The 21,477-nt window shown below is 38.2% G+C and carries 23 protein-coding genes and 3 other annotated features; of the genes, 4 read left to right on the forward strand and 19 right to left on the reverse strand.

Translation table 11 applies throughout. The features are described 5' to 3' along the window. Positions 1 to 92: 92 nt before the first annotated feature. Positions 93 to 1,445 (forward strand): hemolysin family protein, encoded by a 1,353-nt coding sequence (locus tag AS180_RS03180; RefSeq protein WP_062686366.1) that lies wholly within the window; start codon positions 93 to 95, stop codon positions 1,443 to 1,445. Here the strand turns inward: AS180_RS03180 and AS180_RS22150 are convergent. The 6 genes from AS180_RS22150 to AS180_RS03205 all read right to left on the reverse strand — a co-directional run bounded on the left by AS180_RS22150 (position 1,360) and on the right by AS180_RS03205 (position 5,592). Further along, complete coding sequence (locus tag AS180_RS22150; RefSeq protein WP_139109145.1) at positions 1,360 to 1,635, reverse strand: hypothetical protein; 276 nt, start codon at positions 1,633 to 1,635, stop codon at positions 1,360 to 1,362. The two genes, AS180_RS03180 and AS180_RS22150, sit on opposite strands and share 86 nt — an antisense overlap. A gap of 123 nt (positions 1,636 to 1,758) precedes the next feature. Further along, positions 1,759 to 2,709 (reverse strand): sporulation protein, encoded by a 951-nt coding sequence (locus AS180_RS03185; RefSeq protein ID WP_025911355.1) that lies wholly within the window; start codon positions 2,707 to 2,709, stop codon positions 1,759 to 1,761. 329 nt (positions 2,710 to 3,038) lie between these two features. Beyond that, positions 3,039 to 4,223, reverse strand: coding sequence for a chromate efflux transporter (gene chrA / locus AS180_RS03190; RefSeq protein ID WP_025911353.1), 1,185 nt, complete (start codon positions 4,221 to 4,223; stop codon positions 3,039 to 3,041). Continuing rightward, positions 4,220 to 4,534 carry a PadR family transcriptional regulator gene (locus AS180_RS03195; protein WP_025911351.1) on the reverse strand — a complete coding sequence of 105 codons (315 nt, stop codon included), beginning with the start codon at positions 4,532 to 4,534 and terminating at the stop codon, positions 4,220 to 4,222. Before AS180_RS03195 ends, chrA begins: the two co-directional genes overlap by 4 nt. Before the next feature lie 144 nt (positions 4,535 to 4,678). Beyond that, positions 4,679 to 5,020 carry a hypothetical protein gene (locus AS180_RS03200; protein WP_025911349.1) on the reverse strand — a complete coding sequence of 114 codons (342 nt, stop codon included), beginning with the start codon at positions 5,018 to 5,020 and terminating at the stop codon, positions 4,679 to 4,681. Between the two features lie 155 nt (positions 5,021 to 5,175). Then, positions 5,176 to 5,592 (reverse strand): CBS domain-containing protein, encoded by a 417-nt coding sequence (locus AS180_RS03205; protein WP_025911347.1) that lies wholly within the window; start codon positions 5,590 to 5,592, stop codon positions 5,176 to 5,178. 282 nt (positions 5,593 to 5,874) lie between these two features. On the opposite strand from AS180_RS03205, the gene AS180_RS21490 reads away from it, so the two are divergent. Continuing rightward, on the forward strand, positions 5,875 to 5,979 hold the full coding sequence (locus tag AS180_RS21490; protein ID WP_076512409.1) for a YjcZ family sporulation protein: 105 nt from the start codon (positions 5,875 to 5,877) through the stop codon (positions 5,977 to 5,979). 165 nt (positions 5,980 to 6,144) lie between these two features. Here AS180_RS21490 and AS180_RS03210 read toward each other — a convergent pair whose 3' ends face one another. Further along, positions 6,145 to 7,137 carry an extracellular catalytic domain type 1 short-chain-length polyhydroxyalkanoate depolymerase gene (locus tag AS180_RS03210; RefSeq protein WP_025911346.1) on the reverse strand — a complete coding sequence of 331 codons (993 nt, stop codon included), beginning with the start codon at positions 7,135 to 7,137 and terminating at the stop codon, positions 6,145 to 6,147. A gap of 387 nt (positions 7,138 to 7,524) precedes the next feature. Between AS180_RS03210 and AS180_RS22155 the strand changes: the two genes are divergently transcribed. Together AS180_RS22155 and AS180_RS03215 are read left to right on the forward strand one after the other, a co-directional pair. Next, positions 7,525 to 7,683: a hypothetical protein gene (locus AS180_RS22155; protein ID WP_156413430.1), complete on the forward strand. Its 159-nt coding sequence runs from the start codon at positions 7,525 to 7,527 to the stop codon at positions 7,681 to 7,683. 196 nt (positions 7,684 to 7,879) lie between these two features. Continuing rightward, on the forward strand, positions 7,880 to 9,388 hold the full coding sequence (locus tag AS180_RS03215; protein ID WP_175384184.1) for an FAD-dependent oxidoreductase: 1,509 nt from the start codon (positions 7,880 to 7,882) through the stop codon (positions 9,386 to 9,388). Between the two features lie 12 nt (positions 9,389 to 9,400). Here the strand turns inward: AS180_RS03215 and AS180_RS03220 are convergent, their stop codons facing one another. The 12 genes from AS180_RS03220 to AS180_RS23795 all read right to left on the reverse strand — a co-directional run bounded on the left by AS180_RS03220 (position 9,401) and on the right by AS180_RS23795 (position 21,224). After that, positions 9,401 to 9,637, reverse strand: a complete 237-nt coding sequence (locus AS180_RS03220) for a hypothetical protein (RefSeq protein ID WP_035321301.1) — start codon at positions 9,635 to 9,637, stop codon at positions 9,401 to 9,403. Positions 9,638 to 9,755: 118 nt separating this feature from the next. Beyond that, positions 9,756 to 11,033, reverse strand: a complete 1,278-nt coding sequence (gene aroA, locus AS180_RS03225) for a 3-phosphoshikimate 1-carboxyvinyltransferase (RefSeq protein ID WP_025911344.1) — start codon at positions 11,031 to 11,033, stop codon at positions 9,756 to 9,758. Between the two features lie 22 nt (positions 11,034 to 11,055). Further along, positions 11,056 to 11,913, reverse strand: a complete 858-nt coding sequence (locus tag AS180_RS03230) for a prephenate dehydrogenase (RefSeq protein ID WP_025911342.1) — start codon at positions 11,911 to 11,913, stop codon at positions 11,056 to 11,058. A gap of 20 nt (positions 11,914 to 11,933) precedes the next feature. Beyond that, a complete protein-coding gene (aroC, locus tag AS180_RS03235; protein ID WP_025911340.1) occupies positions 11,934 to 13,100 on the reverse strand; it encodes a chorismate synthase in 1,167 nt (388 codons plus the stop codon). A gap of 68 nt (positions 13,101 to 13,168) precedes the next feature. After that, positions 13,169 to 13,373, reverse strand: a binding site (T-box leader). Positions 13,374 to 13,379: 6 nt separating this feature from the next. After that, positions 13,380 to 14,453: a bifunctional 3-deoxy-7-phosphoheptulonate synthase/chorismate mutase gene (locus AS180_RS03240; RefSeq protein ID WP_062686368.1), complete on the reverse strand. Its 1,074-nt coding sequence runs from the start codon at positions 14,451 to 14,453 to the stop codon at positions 13,380 to 13,382. 91 nt (positions 14,454 to 14,544) lie between these two features. Further along, positions 14,545 to 14,749 (reverse strand) — a binding site (T-box leader). Between the two features lie 69 nt (positions 14,750 to 14,818). Beyond that, positions 14,819 to 15,023: a binding site (T-box leader), on the reverse strand. Between the two features lie 265 nt (positions 15,024 to 15,288). Beyond that, positions 15,289 to 15,819: a chromate transporter gene (locus AS180_RS03245; RefSeq protein ID WP_025911336.1), complete on the reverse strand. Its 531-nt coding sequence runs from the start codon at positions 15,817 to 15,819 to the stop codon at positions 15,289 to 15,291. Beyond that, positions 15,816 to 16,394, reverse strand: a complete 579-nt coding sequence (locus tag AS180_RS03250; protein ID WP_025911334.1) for a chromate transporter — start codon at positions 16,392 to 16,394, stop codon at positions 15,816 to 15,818. The genes AS180_RS03245 and AS180_RS03250 overlap by 4 nt, the downstream gene beginning before the upstream one ends. A gap of 33 nt (positions 16,395 to 16,427) precedes the next feature. Further along, entirely contained in the window at positions 16,428 to 18,041 is a 1,614-nt protein-coding gene (locus tag AS180_RS03255; RefSeq protein WP_025911333.1) for a gamma-glutamyltransferase family protein, read from the reverse strand. 28 nt (positions 18,042 to 18,069) lie between these two features. Further along, a complete protein-coding gene (locus AS180_RS03260; RefSeq protein ID WP_025911331.1) occupies positions 18,070 to 19,311 on the reverse strand; it encodes a pyridoxal-phosphate-dependent aminotransferase family protein in 1,242 nt (413 codons plus the stop codon). Positions 19,312 to 19,323: 12 nt separating this feature from the next. Further along, the gene (gene allC, locus AS180_RS03265; protein WP_025911329.1) at positions 19,324 to 20,574 is read right to left on the reverse strand and encodes an allantoate deiminase; all 1,251 of its coding nucleotides are present in this window, start codon (positions 20,572 to 20,574) and stop codon (positions 19,324 to 19,326) included. A 93-nt stretch (positions 20,575 to 20,667) separates the two neighbouring features. Further along, positions 20,668 to 20,901, reverse strand: a complete 234-nt coding sequence (locus tag AS180_RS23790; protein WP_258954101.1) for a hypothetical protein — start codon at positions 20,899 to 20,901, stop codon at positions 20,668 to 20,670. A gap of 11 nt (positions 20,902 to 20,912) precedes the next feature. After that, positions 20,913 to 21,224: a hypothetical protein gene (locus AS180_RS23795; protein WP_258954102.1), complete on the reverse strand. Its 312-nt coding sequence runs from the start codon at positions 21,222 to 21,224 to the stop codon at positions 20,913 to 20,915. Positions 21,225 to 21,477 lie beyond the last annotated feature (253 nt).

A 21,477-nucleotide genomic window follows, 5' to 3' on the forward strand; every position in this document is an offset into this window, starting at 1 on the left:
TTTAAATAGCGCTGGGGATTGTTTCAATACATGTTCTTCCTTCGTTTAGATAACACTTACTATATACACGTACTAAATAGGTGGTGAAACGTTTGACGATTTTAAATCTTTTCCTCGTTGCTCTTTTAATTGGCTTAACTGCCTTTTTCGTAGCAACTGAGTTCGCAATTGTAAAAGTGAGAAGCTCGCGCATTAACCAGCTTGTTGATGAAGGAAATAAAAAAGCGATAGCGGCTAAGCATGTTATCACGCATCTAGACGAATATCTATCTGCTTGTCAGCTTGGAATTACCATTACAGCTCTAGGTCTTGGTTGGCTTGGTGAACCAACACTTGAACGCATCCTACATCCTCTTTTTGACGATATCAATATGAATGAACGTTTAGCAGGCATTCTGTCATTTGCGATTGCATTTGTCATTATTACATTTTTACATGTTGTGGTAGGTGAACTAGCACCGAAAACGTTCGCTATTCAAATGGCAGAACGAATTACTTTATTATTTTCTAAGCCAATTATTGGGTTTTATAAAATTATGTATCCATTTATTAAAACACTAAACGGATCCGCTCAGCTCCTAACTCGTATGTTTGGGTTACAGCCTGCTTCTGAGCATGAGGTAGCTCATAGCGAAGAAGAAATTCGAATTTTACTTTCTGAAAGCTTAAAAGGCGGAGAAATTAACCAATCTGAATATAAGTATATGAATAAGATTTTTGATTTTGATGACCGCTTAGCAAAAGAAGTGATGGTACCTCGCACTGAGATTGTAACTGCATCAAAAGATGATATTGTAGAAGTTTTTCTACAAGTGGCCAATGTGGAAAAATATACTCGCTATCCAATTATTGAAGATGGTGACAAAGATAAAATAGTTGGGCTTGTAAATATCAAAGAAATTTATAATGACATTGTGTTTAACCAAAAGGATGGTACAAACACTTTAGAATCCTATGTCAAGCCAATTTTAAAAGTAATTGAAACCATCCCGATTCATGATTTATTAGTAAAAATGCAAAAAGATCGTGTCCAAATGGCGATTTTATTTGATGAGTATGGCGGTACAGCTGGTTTAGTCACAATTGAAGACATCGTTGAAGAAATTGTTGGTGAAATTCGTGATGAGTTTGATGCAGACGAAATTCCCTATGTACAAAAAATTAAAGAAAATCATTATATTTTAGATGGCAAAATGTTAATTAGCGAAGTAAATGATTTGCTTGGTACAGATATTAGCGACGACGAAGTAGATACGATTGCCGGTTGGGTACTAACTGAACGATTCGATGTTGTTAAAAACGATATAGTACAATATAATGATTTTTATTTTAAAGTGTTAGTCATTGAAGACTTTCATATTAAATACGTGGAAGTAAAGAAACGAAAAGAAAATTCTTCAAGTAGTAATGAAGATAAAATAAAAAAAGAAGAGTTTGGGACATAACAAAATGATGGCTTCTAAAAGACGAACAATAGCTGTTCTCATCTCTTTGATTTGTCTCAACACGTTCGTTCCATTGCGCTACGGCCACTCGCTTTCCGCGGGGAGGAACCTGAGCTTCCTCGCTGCGCTGCGGGATCTCAGTTTTCCCTCTCTTTCCCGCAGGAGTCGAGTGTCCTACGCTCCATTCCACCCTGTTTCCAACATTGTTTTCACAATCAACCAAAAAACCTGAACGATTAAAAGTTATGAACTCTCAATCGTTCAGGTATAGTAGAGGCTGAACTACTTATGTCTCAGTCTCCTTTGTTTCTTATTACCACTCATCGTCTCCGCTAAAAAAGTCACCATCAAAGAGATCATCGGCTCCTTCTAAGTCTTCTTGTATGTCATCAAATGCCACATCTTCAAACATGTCATCCATCACTTCTCCTAAAAGCATACCACCTATCATACCTGCTGCAAACCCTCCCATAGCGCCTCCAAGACCGCTCATACCTCTTTTATACTCGCCTCTTTGGTAATGAGAAGGCTGAAAGTGTTCATAGCTAGCTGGATTGTCAATCATTTCTTCAATAATTTGATGAAGTGATTGCTGAAGCTTCTTATTATTACTGAGTTCTTCAGTTGAAAAAGAGATTTCTCGCTTTATTTCACGCTCTCGACCAAAGCTTGGTAAATCCAGTTCAAGCAAAATACGAAGACCTTTATCTTCTACAGCTACCTCAAATTCTAGCTCTCGAATACGGCGTTGAAATTGAGAGGTTGGGAAAAACTCAAACTCTTGTTTATAACCGTTAAATTGGCCAGAATGCTGTTTCTCTCTAAACCCTAAACTTTCAAGTGCTTCTACAAATTGATAAAGTGCCTCAGGAGCTTTAATACGGATGTCATCTCGATCTTTGGCATCTGCTCCTCCTTCAATATCTAAATGTGTTTGAAAGAAATAGCTACAATTGCTTGCTGAAATAGGAATATCCATTGGTAAATCATATTTAAAACCCCATTCTTTCTCTTCTCCTTCTCTAATAAGGAAAGAAGAAACGATTGGGATGCTCGCTACTTTATGTGTATGAAACTGACCGTTACGTCCACGCACCTCCAGCCATAGTTCTACATTTATAAAATTAATGTGCTGCTCAATTTTGCCACCTTGGACTTTGATTTTTCCTTCCACATGCTCACCTAGCTTATATGTATTTTCTTTCAAAGTGAGGTCGACTTTTGCAGCGCCTACACCCATCTTTGCAAATATTTTCTTTAACATGATAATCCTCCTTTTAAATTACTTACACTTGTATTACTACATACGAACGCTTTTTATATAAGTTTCAAAAAAAAGTTCTCACTCCGAGAACTTTTATCGCACCCTTAATTCTTTCATCTTTTGTAAAATGTTCAGCTCGCTTCGCCGACAAATAAACAAATATAGCCTATCACAATAATGCTAACACCGACTGTTTTAATTAACTAAGCCGCAATTTCTTTATCACGTAATAGCTCTTCAATCCACTCCATGGATTTTTCCTCTTCAGTGATAACGCATAGTTATCTATACTATGCGTTCGCCCAGTTAGAAGTGAATAGTCATTGGTATTAGAAAAAAACCGATAGTAGATAACCACCTAGAGCAGTTGCAAGTACAACAATCCAGGGAGCTACTTTCCAGTACATTAATAAGCCAAATGCCACAAGCACTAATGCAAAGTCTGGTGTTGTTTTGATTGCACTAGTAAAAACTGGATCATATAATGCTGCAAGCAAAATTCCTACAACAGCTGCATTTACGCCCATTAAAGCTGCTCGTACGCTTGGTTTTCTACGAAGAACATTCCAAAATGGTAAGGTTCCAAGAACAAGCAAGAATGACGGTAGAAACATTGCAACAGTTGCAACTAAGGCACCGGACCAACCAGCGGTTACTGTTCCAAGGTAGCTCGCAAACGTAAATAAAGGCCCTGGAACTGCTTGAGTTGCACCGTATCCGGCTAGAAATTCAGACTCTGTCACCATGTTAATTGGTACTACTTCACGTTCTAGCATTGGAAGAACAACGTGGCCTCCTCCAAAGACAATCGAACCAACTCGATAGTAAATATCAATTATGCTCATCCAAACAGTAGGAATTGCGGTACGTAAAAGTGGTAATCCTACTAATAATGCGATAAATACAATCCATGCCAGCACGCCAACTTTTCGGCTGATTGTAATAGGCATGTCCTGCACATCATCCATTTTCATTTCTTTATATAGAACATATCCTATTATGCCAGCAGCTATAATAGTACCAATTTGTCCAATAACGCTTGGAAAAAACAAAGTAATTAGCGCTGCGAGTATAGCCATCGCAATACGAGGTCGATCTGGCGCTAAGTTTTTTCCCATGCCAAGAACCGCTTGGGCAACTACTGCAACAGCAACAATTTTCAGACCATTAATCCAGCCTGCACTTGATGCGTCAAATCCTTGCACTAAATATGCAAACACGATAAGCACAATAACTGAAGGCATTGTAAAACCTATCCATGACAACACGCCTCCAAAAATCCCACCGCGCAGCATCCCAATCGAAATTCCCACTTGACTGCTAGCTGGTCCCGGTAAAAATTGACACAATGCAATCAAATCCGCATAACTTTTTTCATCAAGCCACTTTCTCTTTTTTACATATTCTTCTCTGAAATATCCTAAATGTGCAATAGGCCCACCAAAAGAGGTTAACCCAAGCTTAGTTGAAATCAGTAAAATTTCAATCCACCTTCGAAACACTGATTGATTCATGTTGTATCCTCTCCTTCTTTTAATACTTCTCTAGCTAATTCACGAATTTGCTCTTTTGCACCTTGAAGCACCTCTTGCCCTTTTTCAGTAATCGTATAATACTTGCGAATTTTCCCTTTTACAATTCGCTCTTCTTTTATTAAAAGCCCATCTTTCTCCAAATGATGAAGCGTAGGATAAATGGTTCCAGGGCTAATATCGTAACCATGTGAATGAAGTTCTTCAATCATATACGACCCGTAAATTGGCTCGACGCTGGCATGGTACAAAATGTGGATTTTAATACTTCCCAGAAAGAATTCGCGTAACATAAGGATCCCCCTTATCCAATATCATATTTTGATATCGGATATTGATATCATAACATGATAAAGTTAATCATAATGTTAAGTGTTTGTAAACTTTATTTTTTTATTAAAATAAAAAAACCTTACCCGATGTAAGGTTTTACACTCTTAATATAGTAGGCGATTCCAGTTATCTCCCTTTTTCTTATGATGCGTACTTTTTTCATCATGCTGTTTTTTTTCTTTTCGATCCTGTCTTTCCGCTCTACGCTCATCACGAAGGCGATGTCTTTCTGCACGTTCTTCCTTCTTTTTGCAGTGCCCTTTTTCTCTTTCTACTCGCTCTTCCTTCTTTTTACAGTTCCCTTTTTCTACACGACATTCCGCTTTGGCATAATCTTCTTCTTTGCGTTTGCATCTTCTTTTCTTACATTTAGCTTCTGCTTTAAAGTAGTATTGATTTGATTGATGAAACTTTTTTTCTGCTTCTTTACGATGTTTTTCTGTCATATAAATTCACCTTTCAACATAGAATATTTTATTTATAGTAATAAACTATGTACAATCCTATAAGTACGTGCATTGTTGCAATTAAGTAACTGCGCCTTTTTTTATATTTCTTCTAAAAAAAAGCCTTTACATCGTTTTGGATGTAAAGGCTTTTTTCACTTAATCATACGTTTAATTATATTATCTGAATAAAACTCTAATATTTCTCTTCTACGAATAATACCGATAAAGACTCCTTGATCATCAACAACAGGTACAAAATTTTGCTCGATTGCCTTTGTAATAATCCCATCAATTTCTCCATAAATTGGAATTGGTTGATAATCTTGATAACGATCAACCTCTGTTACCTTAATATTTTCCATATCTTGAAAGCGATAATCTCCTAGACTTTTTAACTTCCAAAGCAAGTCCCCTTCAGTTAAAACACCAACGTATTTACCTTCATCATCTACCAAAGGTACCGTAGAATAGCGATGGTGCTCCATCTTCTCAAGCGCCTGCCTTAAGGTTGATTGAATATTAAGGGTTACTACTTCTTGTTTTGGAATCAAAAAAAATGCCAAATTCATTTTTTACTCTCCTTTTTCCCCACTAAACGTCCTTCTTATCTGTTTACTTTTCTTGTTATTTATTTCGAACAGTAACAAATTATAATTAGTATATACATGTTTACACGTTTTCTTCATTACTATTCCCTAACAAGCATATCATCAATCTTATATTACACATTTTATTCACTCTAATCGAGAAATTACATAAGTTCGCACATTTAGTATTCCCGCCTATTATCGTCACCTTTTCAAGCGTCTTGCGTACAATAAAAGTGTAATATAAGGAAGGAGGCGTTACGAATGGGTTCTTATGGCGGTTACAATGGTGGTTTTGCATTTTTAGTCGTACTATTCATTCTTTTAGTTATCGTAGGTTGCAGTTGCTATGGTGGCTGGGGATACTAATGAATAAGTGGAGAGCTGACTCGTCAGCTCTTCTTCCTTTATATTACATATTCTTTACACACCTGAATATTCCTGCTATACAAGGCTATTTATCATAAGTAAATGTCTTGATATCATAGTAGAAAGCTCAGTATATGAACCGGACTGAGCTTTTTATTTATTAGTTTATACACGAAAAGCATTTCCGTTTTTCATAAAAAACTCCCACATAATCCTACTTGAATCAGGACCTTTTTCATCCGTATAGCTTCCTTCTGCGCTTCCGCCAGACCACGCGTGTCCCATACCATTTACAGTGTATTGATCGATTGAAATTTCTCCTTTGGGGCTTGCATATTGAGCATAGGTAAAATCTCTTCCAAACTGCCTTTTTTCTTCTCTAACCACTTTAGGCTTATGGTCAATCCACCCTTCAACCTTTCCATCAAACGCTAAATTATTCGTAGTAATCCACTGTTCTACGACTTGATCTGCATTTAAAACATTTACCGTAGAGTCCGCATTTCCATGAAACACAATCACCGGCATCGGCTTAGCTCGCTTACCCATTACCTGATGTGCAACTCTACCTTGTCTCACAGGTGGAGGACCTTGATTCGCCATTGCTGCGTACGCATTAAATACATTTAATGCTGCCTGATACTCAAGTCCAGCCGCCACGCCGATTCCAGAAAATAATTCAGGATACGTAACGCCCATAACGATGCTCATTGCTCCGCCAGCAGATAGCCCTGCAATAAACACTTTGTCGTGTTGAATAAAGTGCATACGCTTTACTTTTTTAACCATCCCAGCAATAATAGCAGGCTCTCCCAAACCTCTCAGTTGATGAAGAGGCTCAAACCAGTTCCAGCACTTCTTTAAATTTGCATTACTTGATTGCTGAGGATAGATAACGATAAATCCTTTTTCATCTGCAAGTGTGTTCATGTTTGTTCCTTTTGCGAAATCGCCTGCGCTCTGTGTACAACCGTGCAGCATAACCATAAGAGGATACGTTTTCAAGAAATAATAATTTTTAGGCAAATAAACTTTAAATTTCTTTCCTTGATAAGTATATGTTTTAAACGTACCACCAGATTGTGTTGAGAATTCCTGATCGTGATCTAAAGAGAGAAGTAACAAAGCCATAATAACAAAAGGTAGTGAGCCTGTCATAACATTCCACCTCTTTTTGTCAACGTTTTCATTTTTCTGTTTACACCTATATGTGAAAATTGTCACTAGAAGATGATAAAAGGACAAACAAATCGTTTGCCCAGTTATAATTAAACGAATAAGAACGTCGTCAGTGTACTTATTCTATACCCCGTTAGCTAGTCTTGAACACATTAATGTTCATATACTTCTATTCTATGAACGTTTTTTGACAAATATCATTTTTATTATGATAAACAAACAATGGTTAACGTAACACCGGCTCCAGTAGTCAATACGGCTGCACCAAGTAAACCAAATAACTGTAGTGAAATTGTCGAGCCTGCTGCTAAAGTGACGATACTTTATCCCTTATAGTTTAGTAAACTAACCAAACCTCCTACAACCATGGATGGGACTGCTACACCATTGGTTACAATCCGTGCTGTCGCTAATAAGCCTGCATTAGACTGCTGTTTGTTAAGCATTCATCAACTAGTTGATGAAATTATTATTATCGATACGGGTTCTGTTGATGATACAGTCAAAATTAATGTACGGATTTAATCCCTACACACGCTAGCACTTTATATAATGAACACTATTTTAAGCAACGAAAATCTTTGATATAGACTGAGCTTAGAGGACAACGCTAAGCTCTTTAATGATTTATAGGCATATTCACGACCTTATTTGGAAACATTATGCATATACAACGAAAAAGGTGGAGATAGTGTTGGATATTCCCAAAAAGGCACAGCCGATGTGGAGAGAAGAAGTTAAACTCCCAAAAGGCAGTACATTACAGGAAAATCGCAAAGTAGATGTGGTAGTAGTTGGTGGTGGAATTACTGGAATTACAACGGCTTATTTGTTGCAGAACGAAGGGCTAAACGTGGCACTTCTAGAAGCTAATGAAATTTTAAATGGGACAACTGGTCATACAACAGCCAAAATTACTGCTCAGCATGACGTTATTTATGATGAACTAATTGGACATATTGGCGTTGAGCAAGCAAAGCTTTATTATGAAGCAAATGATAACGCTCTACACTTTATGAAAGATCTAATCGAAAAAGAAAACATTGATTGCCAATTCTCAACGCAAGACGCTTACTTGTATGGTGCTACACTAGAATTTGATCATCGGATACATAAAGAATTTCGTGCGTATGAAAAACTTAACATTCCATGCGATTTTAAAACATCGCTTCCGTTTCAGTTTGATATTCGCGCTGCAGCTATTATGAAAAATCAAGCTCAATTTCATCCTCTCCAATATTTAACTCACCTTGCCAAACAGTTTTTGGAAAAGGGCGGAGTGATTTTTGAAAATACCGTAGCAAATGATATTGAAGAAGGTACATCCCCTACTGTCATTACGAGGGATGGCCACCGAATATCCTGTCAGCATGTTGCAATTTGTACACATTTTCCTTTTTATGATGGAGCAGGGTTTTTTTATACTCGAATGTACGCCAAGCGCTCTTACGTATTAGCGGCAAAAACAAAACAAAAATTTCCGGGAGGTATGTACTTAGGAGCAGACCAACCAACACACTCGCTGCGCTCAGCTACTTTAAATGGGGAGGAAGTAGTGTTAATTGGTGGTGAAGGTCATAAAGTAGGACAAGGAATCAATACAGAATACCACTATCAATCGTTACAGCGATTTGCAGAAGAAAACTTTAACGTTCTTTCCTATCCCTATCGATGGTCAGCTCAAGATCTTATTACCATTGACAAGATCCCTTATATTGGTAAATTGAAAGAAAGCAAAGAAAACATCTTTATTGCAACAGGATTTAAAAAATGGGGAATGACGCACGGAACGGTAGCCGCACAGCTTATTACAGACCTTATTATGCAACGGAAGAATCCGTATGAAGAAGTATATAAGCCTTCTCGTTTTCATGCTGATCCAAGTATCCGCTACTTCTTACGTCAAAATTTAGATGTTGCAGATCATTTTATTCGTGGAAAGCTTGATTTGCCTAAAAAGTCCGTTGAACAACTAGAAAAAGGAGAAGGAAATATCATTTATGTAAACAGTAAACGAGCAGGAGCCTACAAAGATGAAGGTGGAAAAATCCATTGTGTTGACACTACTTGTACACATTTAGGCTGTGAAGTGAACTGGAATGCTGGAGATAGCACATGGGACTGTCCATGTCATGGATCCCGCTTTTCTTATGATGGTACGGTCTTAGAGGGTCCAGCTAAAACGCCGCTAAAAACGATTAATCTAAACGACGAAGAAAGCACACAATAATGTGTGCTTTCTTTATGCTTCTTTTCGAAAGAATCGATTATAGACTAAAATCATTGCGTACATCATTAAAAAGGAAGAGGTAAAAAAAACAAGCTTTCCCCAAACTGGGATATGATTAAAATAGCTTGTTTCATAAAACAAAACAAAAAAGCTAAATGGCAACAAAAACAATAGCCAAATAAAATCTCTATCCTTTAAAACTTTTAGAAAGAATAAAATCCCTCCGATATAGACAAACATTAAAAACATTGTAATTCACCAAATTCTCTTTCGTACTTTCTTCCATTATATAAGATAGTTAAAAGAAAACCTAGGTATATTCAAGTTAAATATGAAATACCGATCTTTTCACCTAGTTTTTAATCGATTATTTACTTCCTTTAAGTTTATCTAGATGAGCAAAGAATGATGGGTATGATACCGATACAGCTTCGCGGTTTTTAATGATTGTTTCACCTTCTGCAATACAAGAAGCAACTGCTAGCATCATGCCAATACGGTGATCTCCATGACTATTTACGCTTGCACCATGAAGCGGCGTTCCTCCATGAATAATCATTCCATCTTCTGTTGCTTCAATATTAGCACCCATTTTATTTAGCTCATTAACGACTGTGTCAATTCGATTTGTTTCTTTCACTTTTAATTCAGCTGCATCTTTAATAACTGTCGTTCCTTGAGCCTGAGTTGCAGCCAGCGCGATAATTGGAATTTCATCAATTAAACGAGGAATGAGATCGCCTCCTACTTCAGTGCCTTTTAAAGGTGCTGACTTTACAACTAAATCTGCAAAAGGTTCTGCTACATCTGTCTTTAAATTCTTTTCTTCAATAGATGCACCCATATTAAGTAATACATCTAAAATTCCTGTGCGAGTTGGGTTCATACCAACCTTTTTTAATTCAATTTGACTGTTTGAAATAATAGACCCTGCTACTAAGAAAAACGCAGCCGATGAAATATCTCCGGGCACTTCAATATGTGTACCCGTTAACGTTTGTCCACCTTCAATTGAAACAGATAATCCTTCTTCTTTCACTTGAACACCAAAAGCTTCTAGCATTCGCTCAGTATGATCTCGCGACTTTTCTGGCTCAATAACCGTTGTAACGCCTTCGGCTTGTAGCCCAGCTAATAAAATCGCTGACTTTACCTGCGCACTAGCTACCGGAGATTTATATGTAATTCCTTTTACATTTCCACCTCTTAAAGAAAGAGGAGTAAAGTTGCCTTCTTCACGTCCATCTAATTGAATTCCCATGCTACGTAAAGGGTCTGTCACTCGCTTCATGGGACGTTTTGCAATAGACTCATCTCCTATCAGCGTATGATGATGTGCCGTATTTGATAAAATCCCCATTATTAAACGAATTGTTGTTCCTGAATTTCCAACGTCCAATACTTCAGTCGGCTCTTGTAGCCCTTGAATGCCACGACCTTTTACAATAACTGTTTCTTCATTCACAACTTCAATTTCTACGCCTAATTTACGAAAGCAAGAAATAGTGCTAAGGCAATCATCACCTGGTAGGAATCCTGAGATGGTTGTTGTTCCTTCTGCAATTGATCCAAACATTACCGATCTGTGCGAAATCGATTTATCACCTGGAACTTGAATTACCCCGTTTAATCCTTGAAGTGTCATATTCATTCTCCTTTATAATAATTTATACGTGCAGGGAATCTCTGAATTGTTTAGCATCTGAAAAGTAATGAAACAATTCATGACTATCTCCCTTTTCGAGCAAGTTCTTCACTTGCTCCATTTCTTTCATCCAATCATCTAAAAGTGCTAACAGCGTGTAGCGATTTTGTTTTAGAATATCTCTCCACATATGCGGGCTACTTGATGCGATCCGAGTAAGGTCTCGAAAGCCTCCCGCTGCCATCTCAGTAATAAGCGTATTCTTTGCTGAGTATCCTTTCACTTGACGAACAAGACTGGTGGCAATTACATGAGGCAAATGACTGATAACCCCTGTTACTTGGTCATGTGTAATCGCATCTATAAAGACAAAGTGAGCTTGTGTCGGCGCAAGTAAATGCATAAGCGCATCTATCTTTTGTGGATTTTCGTCTTCAAAAGGGGTTAACATATAGCGAGCTTCATAAAATAGATCTGCTCGTGCATTACTTGCACCACTTTGGTGAGAACCAGCCATTGGGTGTCCGCCAATGAACGTTACTCCTTTTTCTTTTAACAAAAATGCCGTTTCCATTACTGCTACTTTAGTACTTCCAACATCTGTTATAACAACATTTTGTTGCAATGTCCACTTTGAAAGAACGTGTATCCAATTAGCTGTCTCTTCTACCGGCGTTGCTAAAATAATATAATCTGCCATTTCAGCTTCTTTTTTTACATCATCTGCTTGTTCGTCAATGACTGCGTGTGCCATTGCCACACGCATTTCTTCTATATTAATATCTGCTCCCACAATATGCACGTTTTCATTTTTTTTAATAGAAAGTGCCAGTGAACCTCCGATAAGACCAACACCAATCAGTAATACACGTTTTTTCACCTTTCATTCTCCTTTATATGTTAAAATTGCGCTGCATGCTTTCGATGCTCATTAATGTTTTGTTGCAGCAAATCAATGCGGTCTGAACCAAATTGTTCAATAATAGCCGAAGCTAATTCCCATGCAATAACTGATTCAGCTACAACAGCTGCTGCTGGAACTGCACAGCTATCAGAGCGTTCAATACTAGCTGCAAACGGTTCTTTTGTATCAATATCTACGCTTTGAAGCGGTTTATATAACGTTGGGATTGGCTTCATTACGCCTCGCACAACGATTGGCATTCCAGTAGTCATACCACCTTCTAATCCGCCTGCATTGTTTGTTTTACGCGTGTAACCTTGCTCTTCACTCCATAAAATTTCATCGTGCACTTCACTTCCTGGCTTACGTGCTGCTTCGAATCCAACACCAATCTCTACACCCTTAAAAGCATTTATGCTCATAATCGCCGCTGCAAGCTTTGAATCTAGCTTGCGATCGTAGTGTACATAGCTTCCAACCGCTGTTGGCATCCCTTCTACGACTACTTCTACTACACCGCCAATGCTATCACCGTTTTCTTTGGCTTCATCAATTGCTTTCATCATCTTTTGTCCAGCTTCTTCATCCAAGCAACGCACGGGAGATGCTTCCGTTTTTTCTTGAAGTTCCGCTAAGGATTGGTATGATGTCTGCTCTGCTTTGACACCGCCAATTTCTAGAACATGACATGCAATATTGACACCAACAGCTTTTAAAATTTGCTTTGCAACAGCTCCCGTTGCAACACGAACTGTTGTTTCACGAGCAGATGAACGTTCTAAAACGTTTCTCATGTCACGATGTCCGTATTTAATTGCACCGTTTAAATCTGCATGACCTGGTCTTGGCTTTGTAATTTGACGCTTCACTTCTGCATCTTCATCCACAGGGTCAGCTCCCATGATATTTCTCCAATGTGTAAAATCTTTGTTTTCTACTACGAGTGCCACTGGTGAACCTAAAGTAGCCCCATGTCTTACTCCACCTACAATTTGTACACGGTCTGTTTCAATTTGCATGCGACGACCACGACCATGACCTTTTTGTCTTCTAGCTAAATCTTCATTAATATGTTCTGCCGTTAATTCAAGCCCCGCTGGTACCCCTTCAACAATTGCTGTTAATTGTGGACCATGTGACTCTCCTGCTGTTAAATATCTCATCGTTTCCATCCTCCAATTTGTAAAATTCAATCTTTTCACCTAATAAAATAAGCTCGCCCCTCTTTTAAGATAGGGACGAGCTTATTCTCGCGATACCACCCTAGTTGCAAGCTATTCTTACTTACCACCTTCATTGTTTAACGATCAGTCGACCGCTCTTTACAGAGTGCTCAAGGAGTGTATTTTGCTCACATCTTTGTACTGATTTACACCGTCCATCAGCTCTCTATAACAGGGAGATGCTTGCTACTAGAGTCCTCTCATTGCATCGCTATATAATTATGATAACTTAACTGCCGAACCTTTTAATTCTGCCATGAAGTCATGGAATTCAGGAATGTTCATTTGTTGTGCTGAATCTGATAATGCCACAGCTGGATCTGGATGAACTTCAGCCATAACTGCATCTGCACCAATCGCAATTGCAGCTTTTGCACAAGGTAATAATAAGTCTTTACGTCCAGTTGAATGCGTTACATCTACAACAACTGGTAAATGCGTTTCTTGTTTTAAGATTGGTACTGCTGAGATATCTAATGTGTTACGAGTTGCACGCTCGTATGTGCGGATACCACGCTCACAAAGGATGATGTTACCATTTCCACGAGACATAATGTACTCAGCAGCGTTAATGAACTCTTCAATTGTTGCAGCTAAGCCGCGTTTTAGTAGGATCGGTTTATCAACTGAACCTGCTGCTTTTAATAATTCAAAGTTTTGCATGTTACGTGCACCAATTTGAATTACATCTACGTACTCTAATGCTGTTTCAATATCTTGTGGTGAAACAATTTCACTGATAATTTGAAGACCTAACTCATCTCCAACTTTACGTAAGATTTGCAAACCTTCTACACCTAAACCTTGGAAATCATATGGTGATGTACGAGGCTTAAATGCTCCTCCACGCATTAGCGTAATGCCTTGTTCTTTTAGAGCTAAGCCAACTTGTTTTACTTGCTCGTAGCTTTCTACTGCACATGGTCCCATAACGAACTGTAAGTTTCCATCTCCAACTTTCGTTCCGTTTACATCGACTACTGTATCGTCAGATTTCTTTTTACGAGATACAAGAAGCGCTTTTCTATGATCATCTTCTTGAAGCTCTAAGCTTGCCTTGAAAATTTCTTTAAAAATATGTTGAACTGTTGATGCTTCAAATGGTCCGTTATGGTTTGCTAAAATGTGATTTAATGATTCACGCTCACGAACTGGATCAAAACATTTTACACCTTGTGTACCTTTTAGTTCACCAATTTCTTTTGCAATCTCACCACGTTTATTTAATAATTCTAAAATTTCTAAATTTAATTGATCGATTTGTCCACGTAATTGCTCTAAAGTTTTTGTCATTGTTAAGACCCTCCTAGATTTTGTATGTTTTTATAGTATCTTACATGTCCGCTGAGTGCGGAATATACAAAAAGTCCCTACTGATTGTGTCAGTAGGGACGAATTGATCGCGGTACCACCCTAATTGCAAGCATTTGCTTGCCTCTTCATTACGATAACGGCTATGCCGCTTTTGCTATGCAAAAGTAAGCTCCAAGAATGTAATTCACAACTAGTTTGTGTTCTGACTCGCACCGACCGTCAGCTCTCTGAAACAGGGAAACACGTTGCTACTATGCTCTTTTCATCGCTTGTTTAATTATTTAATTTTCTATAGGGCGGTAAATACAAAAAGTCCCTACTGATCTCACCCTTAAGGTAAGGTCAGTAGGGACGAATTAATCGCGGTACCACCCTAGTTGCAAGCATTTGCTTGCCTCTTCATTACGATAACGGCTATGCCGTCTTTTCCTACTCAGAAAAGATGCTCAAGGAATGTACTTCGAAGGGTTTGTGTTCTGACTCGCACCGACCGTCAGCTCTCTGAAACAGGGAAACCTTTTCTACTATTGCTCCTATCAACGCTCAATATTGACTATGTATGTGTGTTTAAACGTTTGTTTTAACGTTTAGATGATGTTGTGTGATGTTGATTTGTATTATGAATGGTTTTACCTAAATCGTCAATACTTTTTTAGGTTTTTTTTTATAATCTTTTACAAACTTTCCCCATAGACTTCCTTAAAACGTTGAATTATAAGCATATAAAACGTTTTCAATTAACTTCATTTTTTTATAAATAATACTGGTTTTTATTATTTTCACACAAAAAAAGGCCTCATACTCGAGGTCTTTTTTAAGCAAGAAAAATAGCACCGTAAGCAAGAGCACCTACAATAACAATCGCTGGATGAACACGTAATCTCTCCATCAGTACAAAGCTCGTAACAATTAAAAATAACGTCTGCCATACCCCTGAATCCACATAAGAGCTTGCAAAGAAATCATAAGCCATAACTCCAAGTAGAACAGCAATAACAGGGCGAATAAAGTTTGTCATTTTCTTCACGTTTGGTGAATCTTTATACTTATATAAGATCCGTAATAAGACAACTAGAAGTATGACAGAAGGAGCAATTGTAGCTAGTAATGAAACAAACGCCCCCAGGATACCTGCTTCTTGATAGCCAATAAAACCTGCCATTTTTGTTGCGATTGGACCCGGTAGCGCATTACCAATTGCCAACATTTCACTAAACTCATTAACCGTTAACCACCCGTAGCGGTCAACTACTTCTTTTTGAATTAATGGAATTGAGGCTGGTCCCCCTCCATAACCTAAAATATTTGATACAAAAAAAGCCATAAACAATTGCCAATAAATCATACAGTTTCCCTCTTTTGTTCCTGAACTTCTTTTTCTTTTTGCTTTCTTTTAACGGGAATCCACGCTGCAACCATTAGTAAAATAATAATAATTGCTGGATGAATATGAATAAACTCCATCAGTACCAAACTTACAAATGCCAGTAAAATAGCTTTTGTCCAACCTAATCCACCAGTAGATTTTTTCAAGAAATCCCACGTCATAACAGCTAACATAACCCCAACTACAGGTACAACAGCTTTAGTCATTCCGATTACCCATGCCTGGTCTTTAAACTGCGTAAGGGTTGTCAAAAGGAGAACCATAAGCAAGACAGTTGGTGCTACTGCCGCAATTAATGCGTTAATCATCCCTATCACTCCGCCAACCCGATACCCAATATATCCGGCTAGCTTTGTTGCAATAGGACCTGGTAGCGTATTAGCAATTGCTAATACGTCACCAAACTCATCGCTATCCATCCACTTGTATGTATCAACAACCTCTTTTTTAACAAGTGGTATAGCGGACGGCCCACCTCCGTAACCAAGCATACCTGAGCGAAAAAACGCGATAAAAATATGTAATTGCTGCATTTTATACGCTCCTTTCTTTGTTGTAATCTCTCCTTAATACGTTAGAACAGCCCCATCTGTTCGAGGCTCTGTTCCTCCAAACAATACCCCTGTTTGAGGATCTCTGCGAATAATTTGTCCACGACCAAACGAATGACGACTTGTTGCCACTTGAACATCATGACCTTTTCTCTCTAACGCTTCCACAATATAACTTGGCATATCTTTTTCTACAAGAACTGTTTTATCATTAATCCATTGCCACCTTGGTGCATCTAGTGCCGCTTGAGGATTTAAATCAAAATCAACCATATTCATAATGACTTGAACATGACCTTGAGGCTGCATGAACGCTCCCATTACACCAAATGGTCCAACCGCTTGATTACCTTTTGTTAAAAAGCCTGGGATAATAGTATGATATGTTCTTTTACCTGGCTCTAGTCGATTATCGTGACTCTCATCGAGTGAAAAATTGTGTCCGCGGTTTTGAAGAGCAATGCCTGTTCCTGGAACAACTACTCCTGATCCAAAGCCTTTATAGTTGCTTTGAATAAAAGAAACCATATTCCCTTCATCATCAGCCGTTGCTAAATAAACGGTTCCACTGTGAAGTGGTTGACCAGCTTCTGGTAGCCTTGCATCGTCACCGATTAAAGCTCGACGTGCATCAGCATATTCATCGTGTAACAGATCTTCTATAGCCACCTTCATATGCTTAGAATCAGTAATAAATTTCTTTCCATCTGCAAAAGCTAGTTTCATCGCTTCAATTTGCTTATGGTACGTATCCACTGAATCTTTAGTTTTAAACTCATAACCTTTTAAGGTATTTAGTGCTAAAAGAGCAATTAAGCCTTGACCGTTAGGCGGAATCTCCCAAACATCATAGCCTCTATAAGACACCGAAATTGGCTTAACCCATTCAGGTTGAAAAGCTGCCAAATCTTCTTTTCGAATAAAGCCTCCATGAGCTTTAGAAAACGCATCAATTTTTTCAGCAATTCTTCCTCGATAAAATGATTCAGCTTCTGTTTCCGCAATCTCAATAAGCGTATCTGCATGATCACTTGATGACCACACTTCACCAATTTTTGGCGATTTTCCATTTATTCCAAATGTTTCAAACCAGCCAGCAAACTCTTCCCCTTTTAATTCGCCTTTAAACTTCTCGTATGCAACATTCCAATTGTAACCTAAAATCGGAGAGATAGGGAACCCCTCTTGAGCATATGTAATTGCAGGTTGCAGTACTTCTGTTAAAGGAAGCTTTCCAAATCGTTTTGATAATGCAGCCCAGGCACTAGGTGCACCAGGAACTGTTACAGGTGTTAAGCCATACTCGGGCATTTCTTCTGTTATACCTCTCTCTTTTAAAGCTTCTATTGAAAGCTTTTTAGGAGCAGGTCCGCTAGCATTTAAGCCGTGCAGTTCATCATTTATCCAAACAAGAGCAAACGCATCTCCTCCAATGCCATTTGACGTCGGCTCGACTACTGTTAAGCACGCTGCTGTTGCAATTGCCGCATCAACTGCGTTACCTCCTTTTTTTAGCATATCTAAACCTGCCTGCGCTGCTAAAGGTTGACTTGTTGCAACCATTCCATTTTTTCCAAATGTACACATTCTTTGCGAACCGTATGGATGCGTTAAAAAAAATTCATTCATTTCTCCCACTCCCCAACATGATCTATTTCTACACATGAACCAATTCACTATCATAAACATCTAAAGCAGCTTGTAAGGCTTTCCCTGCATTTATTAAAGTTCCTTTTCTTAACAAGGTTGCCTCAAGCCCGGCCAGCGTATATAAAACGTTATCCTGTCGACAGCTATATCCCATCGTACCAATTCTCCAAATCTTACCGTGAAGCGGACCAAACGAGCTTGCTATTTCAATTCCAAATTGATCAAGTAGCGTACTGCGAACGTCTTCTCCATTAATGCCGCTTGGAATAATAACGCACGTCACGGTTGTTAACTTTGAAGCCTCATTGCCAAATAACGATAACCCCATTGCTTTAATACCTGCAACAAGTGCTTTTTCATGTAATTTATGACGAGCAAACCGTATATCTAAACCTTCTTCAAGTAAGATCCGAACTCCTTCATGAAGAGCATATAACATTGATGTTGCTTCCGTATGATGATTAAGGCGACGATCACTCCAGTAATCTTGTAATTGACTTAAATCAAAATAATTACTAATAATATTCGGTCGTGTTCGAACATTGTTATCTGCTTCTGTAGCAATTCCTTTCTCCACTTTTTTTCGTTGAGTAATATGATGCTCCACTCGTTCATTATAAGTAATCGGTGCCATCCCTGAAGGTACAGATATACACTTTTGTGTTCCAGCAATAAGTGCATCAATATACCAATCATCCACTTTAACATCTATACCCCCAATTGTTGCGACGGCATCAACAATAAATAAAGCATCGTTTTCTCGGCAAGCTTTCCCTATTTCTTTTAAGGACTGAACTCTACCTGTAGATGTTTCACCATGAACCATAGCTACTATTTTCGGATTGGTTCTCTTGATCTCACGAATAACTTGTTCTGGTTCAAACACGCTTCCCCATTCACATTCAATATTGTGGACAACTGCTCCGTATCGCTCAGAAATCTCTGTTAACAGGTGACCAAACCGTCCAAATATAGGTACAAATACCGTATCTCCTGGTTCAATAATGCTTGCTAACACTGCTTCAAGCCCAGCTCTTGAAGTTCCATCGATTGGGAATGCCCATTTATTTTTGGTTTGAAACAATTCTCTTAGCATCTCCATCGTTTCATTCATAATCGTTGTAAATGCAGGGTCGAACTGACCAAGGATTGGCGTTCCAAGCACCCTTAGCACCCTAGGGTCTGCTTCTACAGGTCCAGGTGTCATGATTGTTCTCGGTGGAGCATTTAGTATTTTTTTATTTATCATCTTAACATCCTCCTAATAGGCTAATTTGTAAAGTAACTCAATTAATACCTGAATTCCTTTCTCAAGCTGCTCAGCGCTTGTGTATTCTTTAGGTGAGTGACTAATTCCATTTTTACTTGGTACAAACAGTAAGCAAGTAGGTAATTTTGGTCCAAACACCTGTGAATCGTGACCAGCCCCGCTCACCATGCTCATATATGAAATGTTCTTTTCCTCGGAAATATTTTTAGAAATTTCAGATAAATTTTTATCCATTTGTACTGGTTTTTCATTCATCCACCGATTAATTTCTGTTGTTACACCTGCATTTATAGCAATTTCTCGTAGCATCACTTTTATCTCATGTTCAACTTTATCCAAGACACCATCTTCACCGTGTCTTATATCAATACTAAAGCTGACTTTTCCAGGTATAACATTTGGTACGTTAGGTGAAACATCTAACTTTCCTACCGTCATATACAGCTTCTCTTCGTATTTTTTGCTCATATCCAAGAGAGACGTAATGAAACGACAGCTTGCTGCTAAAGCGTCTTTACGGTGAGTCATCGGTGTTGTTCCAGCATGATTGCTCTCTCCTTGCACGGTTACTGTAAACCTTTTTTGTCCTGCAATACTTGATACAATTCCGATATCAAGCTGTTTTTTTTCAAGCTGCTCACCTTGCTCAATATGTAGCTCAATAAAATGTGAAATATCTTGTCTAAACGGCTTTTTATAGTGACCTTTTCCAAATTGGTATTGTTCCATTGCTTTCTTTAACGTAATATTTTCTCGATCTTTTATTTCTTGACTCATATTTTCATAGCTGTATAATCCAACAATGTGACCAGACCCCCAATAAGTTAAAGGAAATCGACTTCCTTCTTCCTCACAGAGAGACACTACTTCAATCGACCGCTTTGGCATTCCGTACGTTTTTCGTAAGTGCTCTACTGCTATAAGACCTGCGATAATTCCAAACGCTCCGTCATATTTGCCTCCATACACAACTGTATCCACATGTGATCCGACTAGAATGGTTTTTTGATTCTGTTCTATCCCCTCAAGTCTTCCATAAAGATTCCCCACATCATCATAGTAAGCAGTTAGTTGATTTTCTGTCATCTTCTCTTTTAATGCTTCTTGAGCAGCGTACCATTCTGTTGAATATAGTAAACGTGTAACACCTTTTCTAGTATCCGCTCCAAATTGAGAAAGCCACTGAAGGTCTTTTTCAACCTGTAAGCAGAGCTTCGATTTCCCCTTCATTTCAGCAACCATCTTTTCCACCTCTTTCTTTTCATTTTACGAAATCTAAAAGTTGTTTTCATTGACAAATCCTCCAAAAAAAAGGTGTTTTTTTGGATAATATAACTAAGACCAACCGATTAGGTTTGCCACGACTAACAGTATAGCCCCCGCGGTCATCGACAGCAGGAAAAGAGGAAGAATAAACTTTACCCAGCGGTTCCATCCTACTCCAGAAATCGCTGCAGCTGTAACCCCGTCATACCCCAACGAAAGCATAAGTGGCATAATCACTGGGACATATACAATTGCTAATTCAGGCGTTCCAATAAAGCATGCTATTAGTGCAAAAGTAAACATAAATACCGGAATTAGTAGCTTCGGCTTATGAGAAAAAAACTTTTTGCTATTTTTCCAACCCCAAGTTCGATTACACCTGCTGACCGAAGCGTTACAAATACTCCTCCAATGACAAATGTAAAGAAAATCACAGGAGCTGCTTCAACCATGCCTTGGGGAACAGCTTTTAGCATCCCTAGCAAACTGACAGGACTTGACTCCAATTCTGCATACGAAGTAGGGTCAATCATTTCCCTCCCATCTTCTCCTTGAACTCGATCATACGCTCCTGCTGGAACTAGATATGTAGCAATAGTCATTACACCAATGATAATGGCTAACATGAAGTAAATATGAGGAAATTCTCTTTTTTCTTTACTTCTTTTAATGAATGTTCTTTTAAAACTGGCTGCGACATCCAACCCCTCCGTATTGTTATATTTTATTACATATTATGTTATATAATATATCTTACAAAAGATTTTATCTCGATTCATTTACTTTTTATACATTTTTTTCTGAATTTTTTATTTATTTTAACCAATTTATGTTTTAAAATAGGAATATAGCAATATTTAATGTAACTTTTTATAACAA

Source organism: Priestia veravalensis, assembly GCF_001457055.1.
In the GTDB taxonomy this organism is placed as follows: domain Bacteria; phylum Bacillota; class Bacilli; order Bacillales; family Bacillaceae_H; genus Priestia; species Priestia flexa.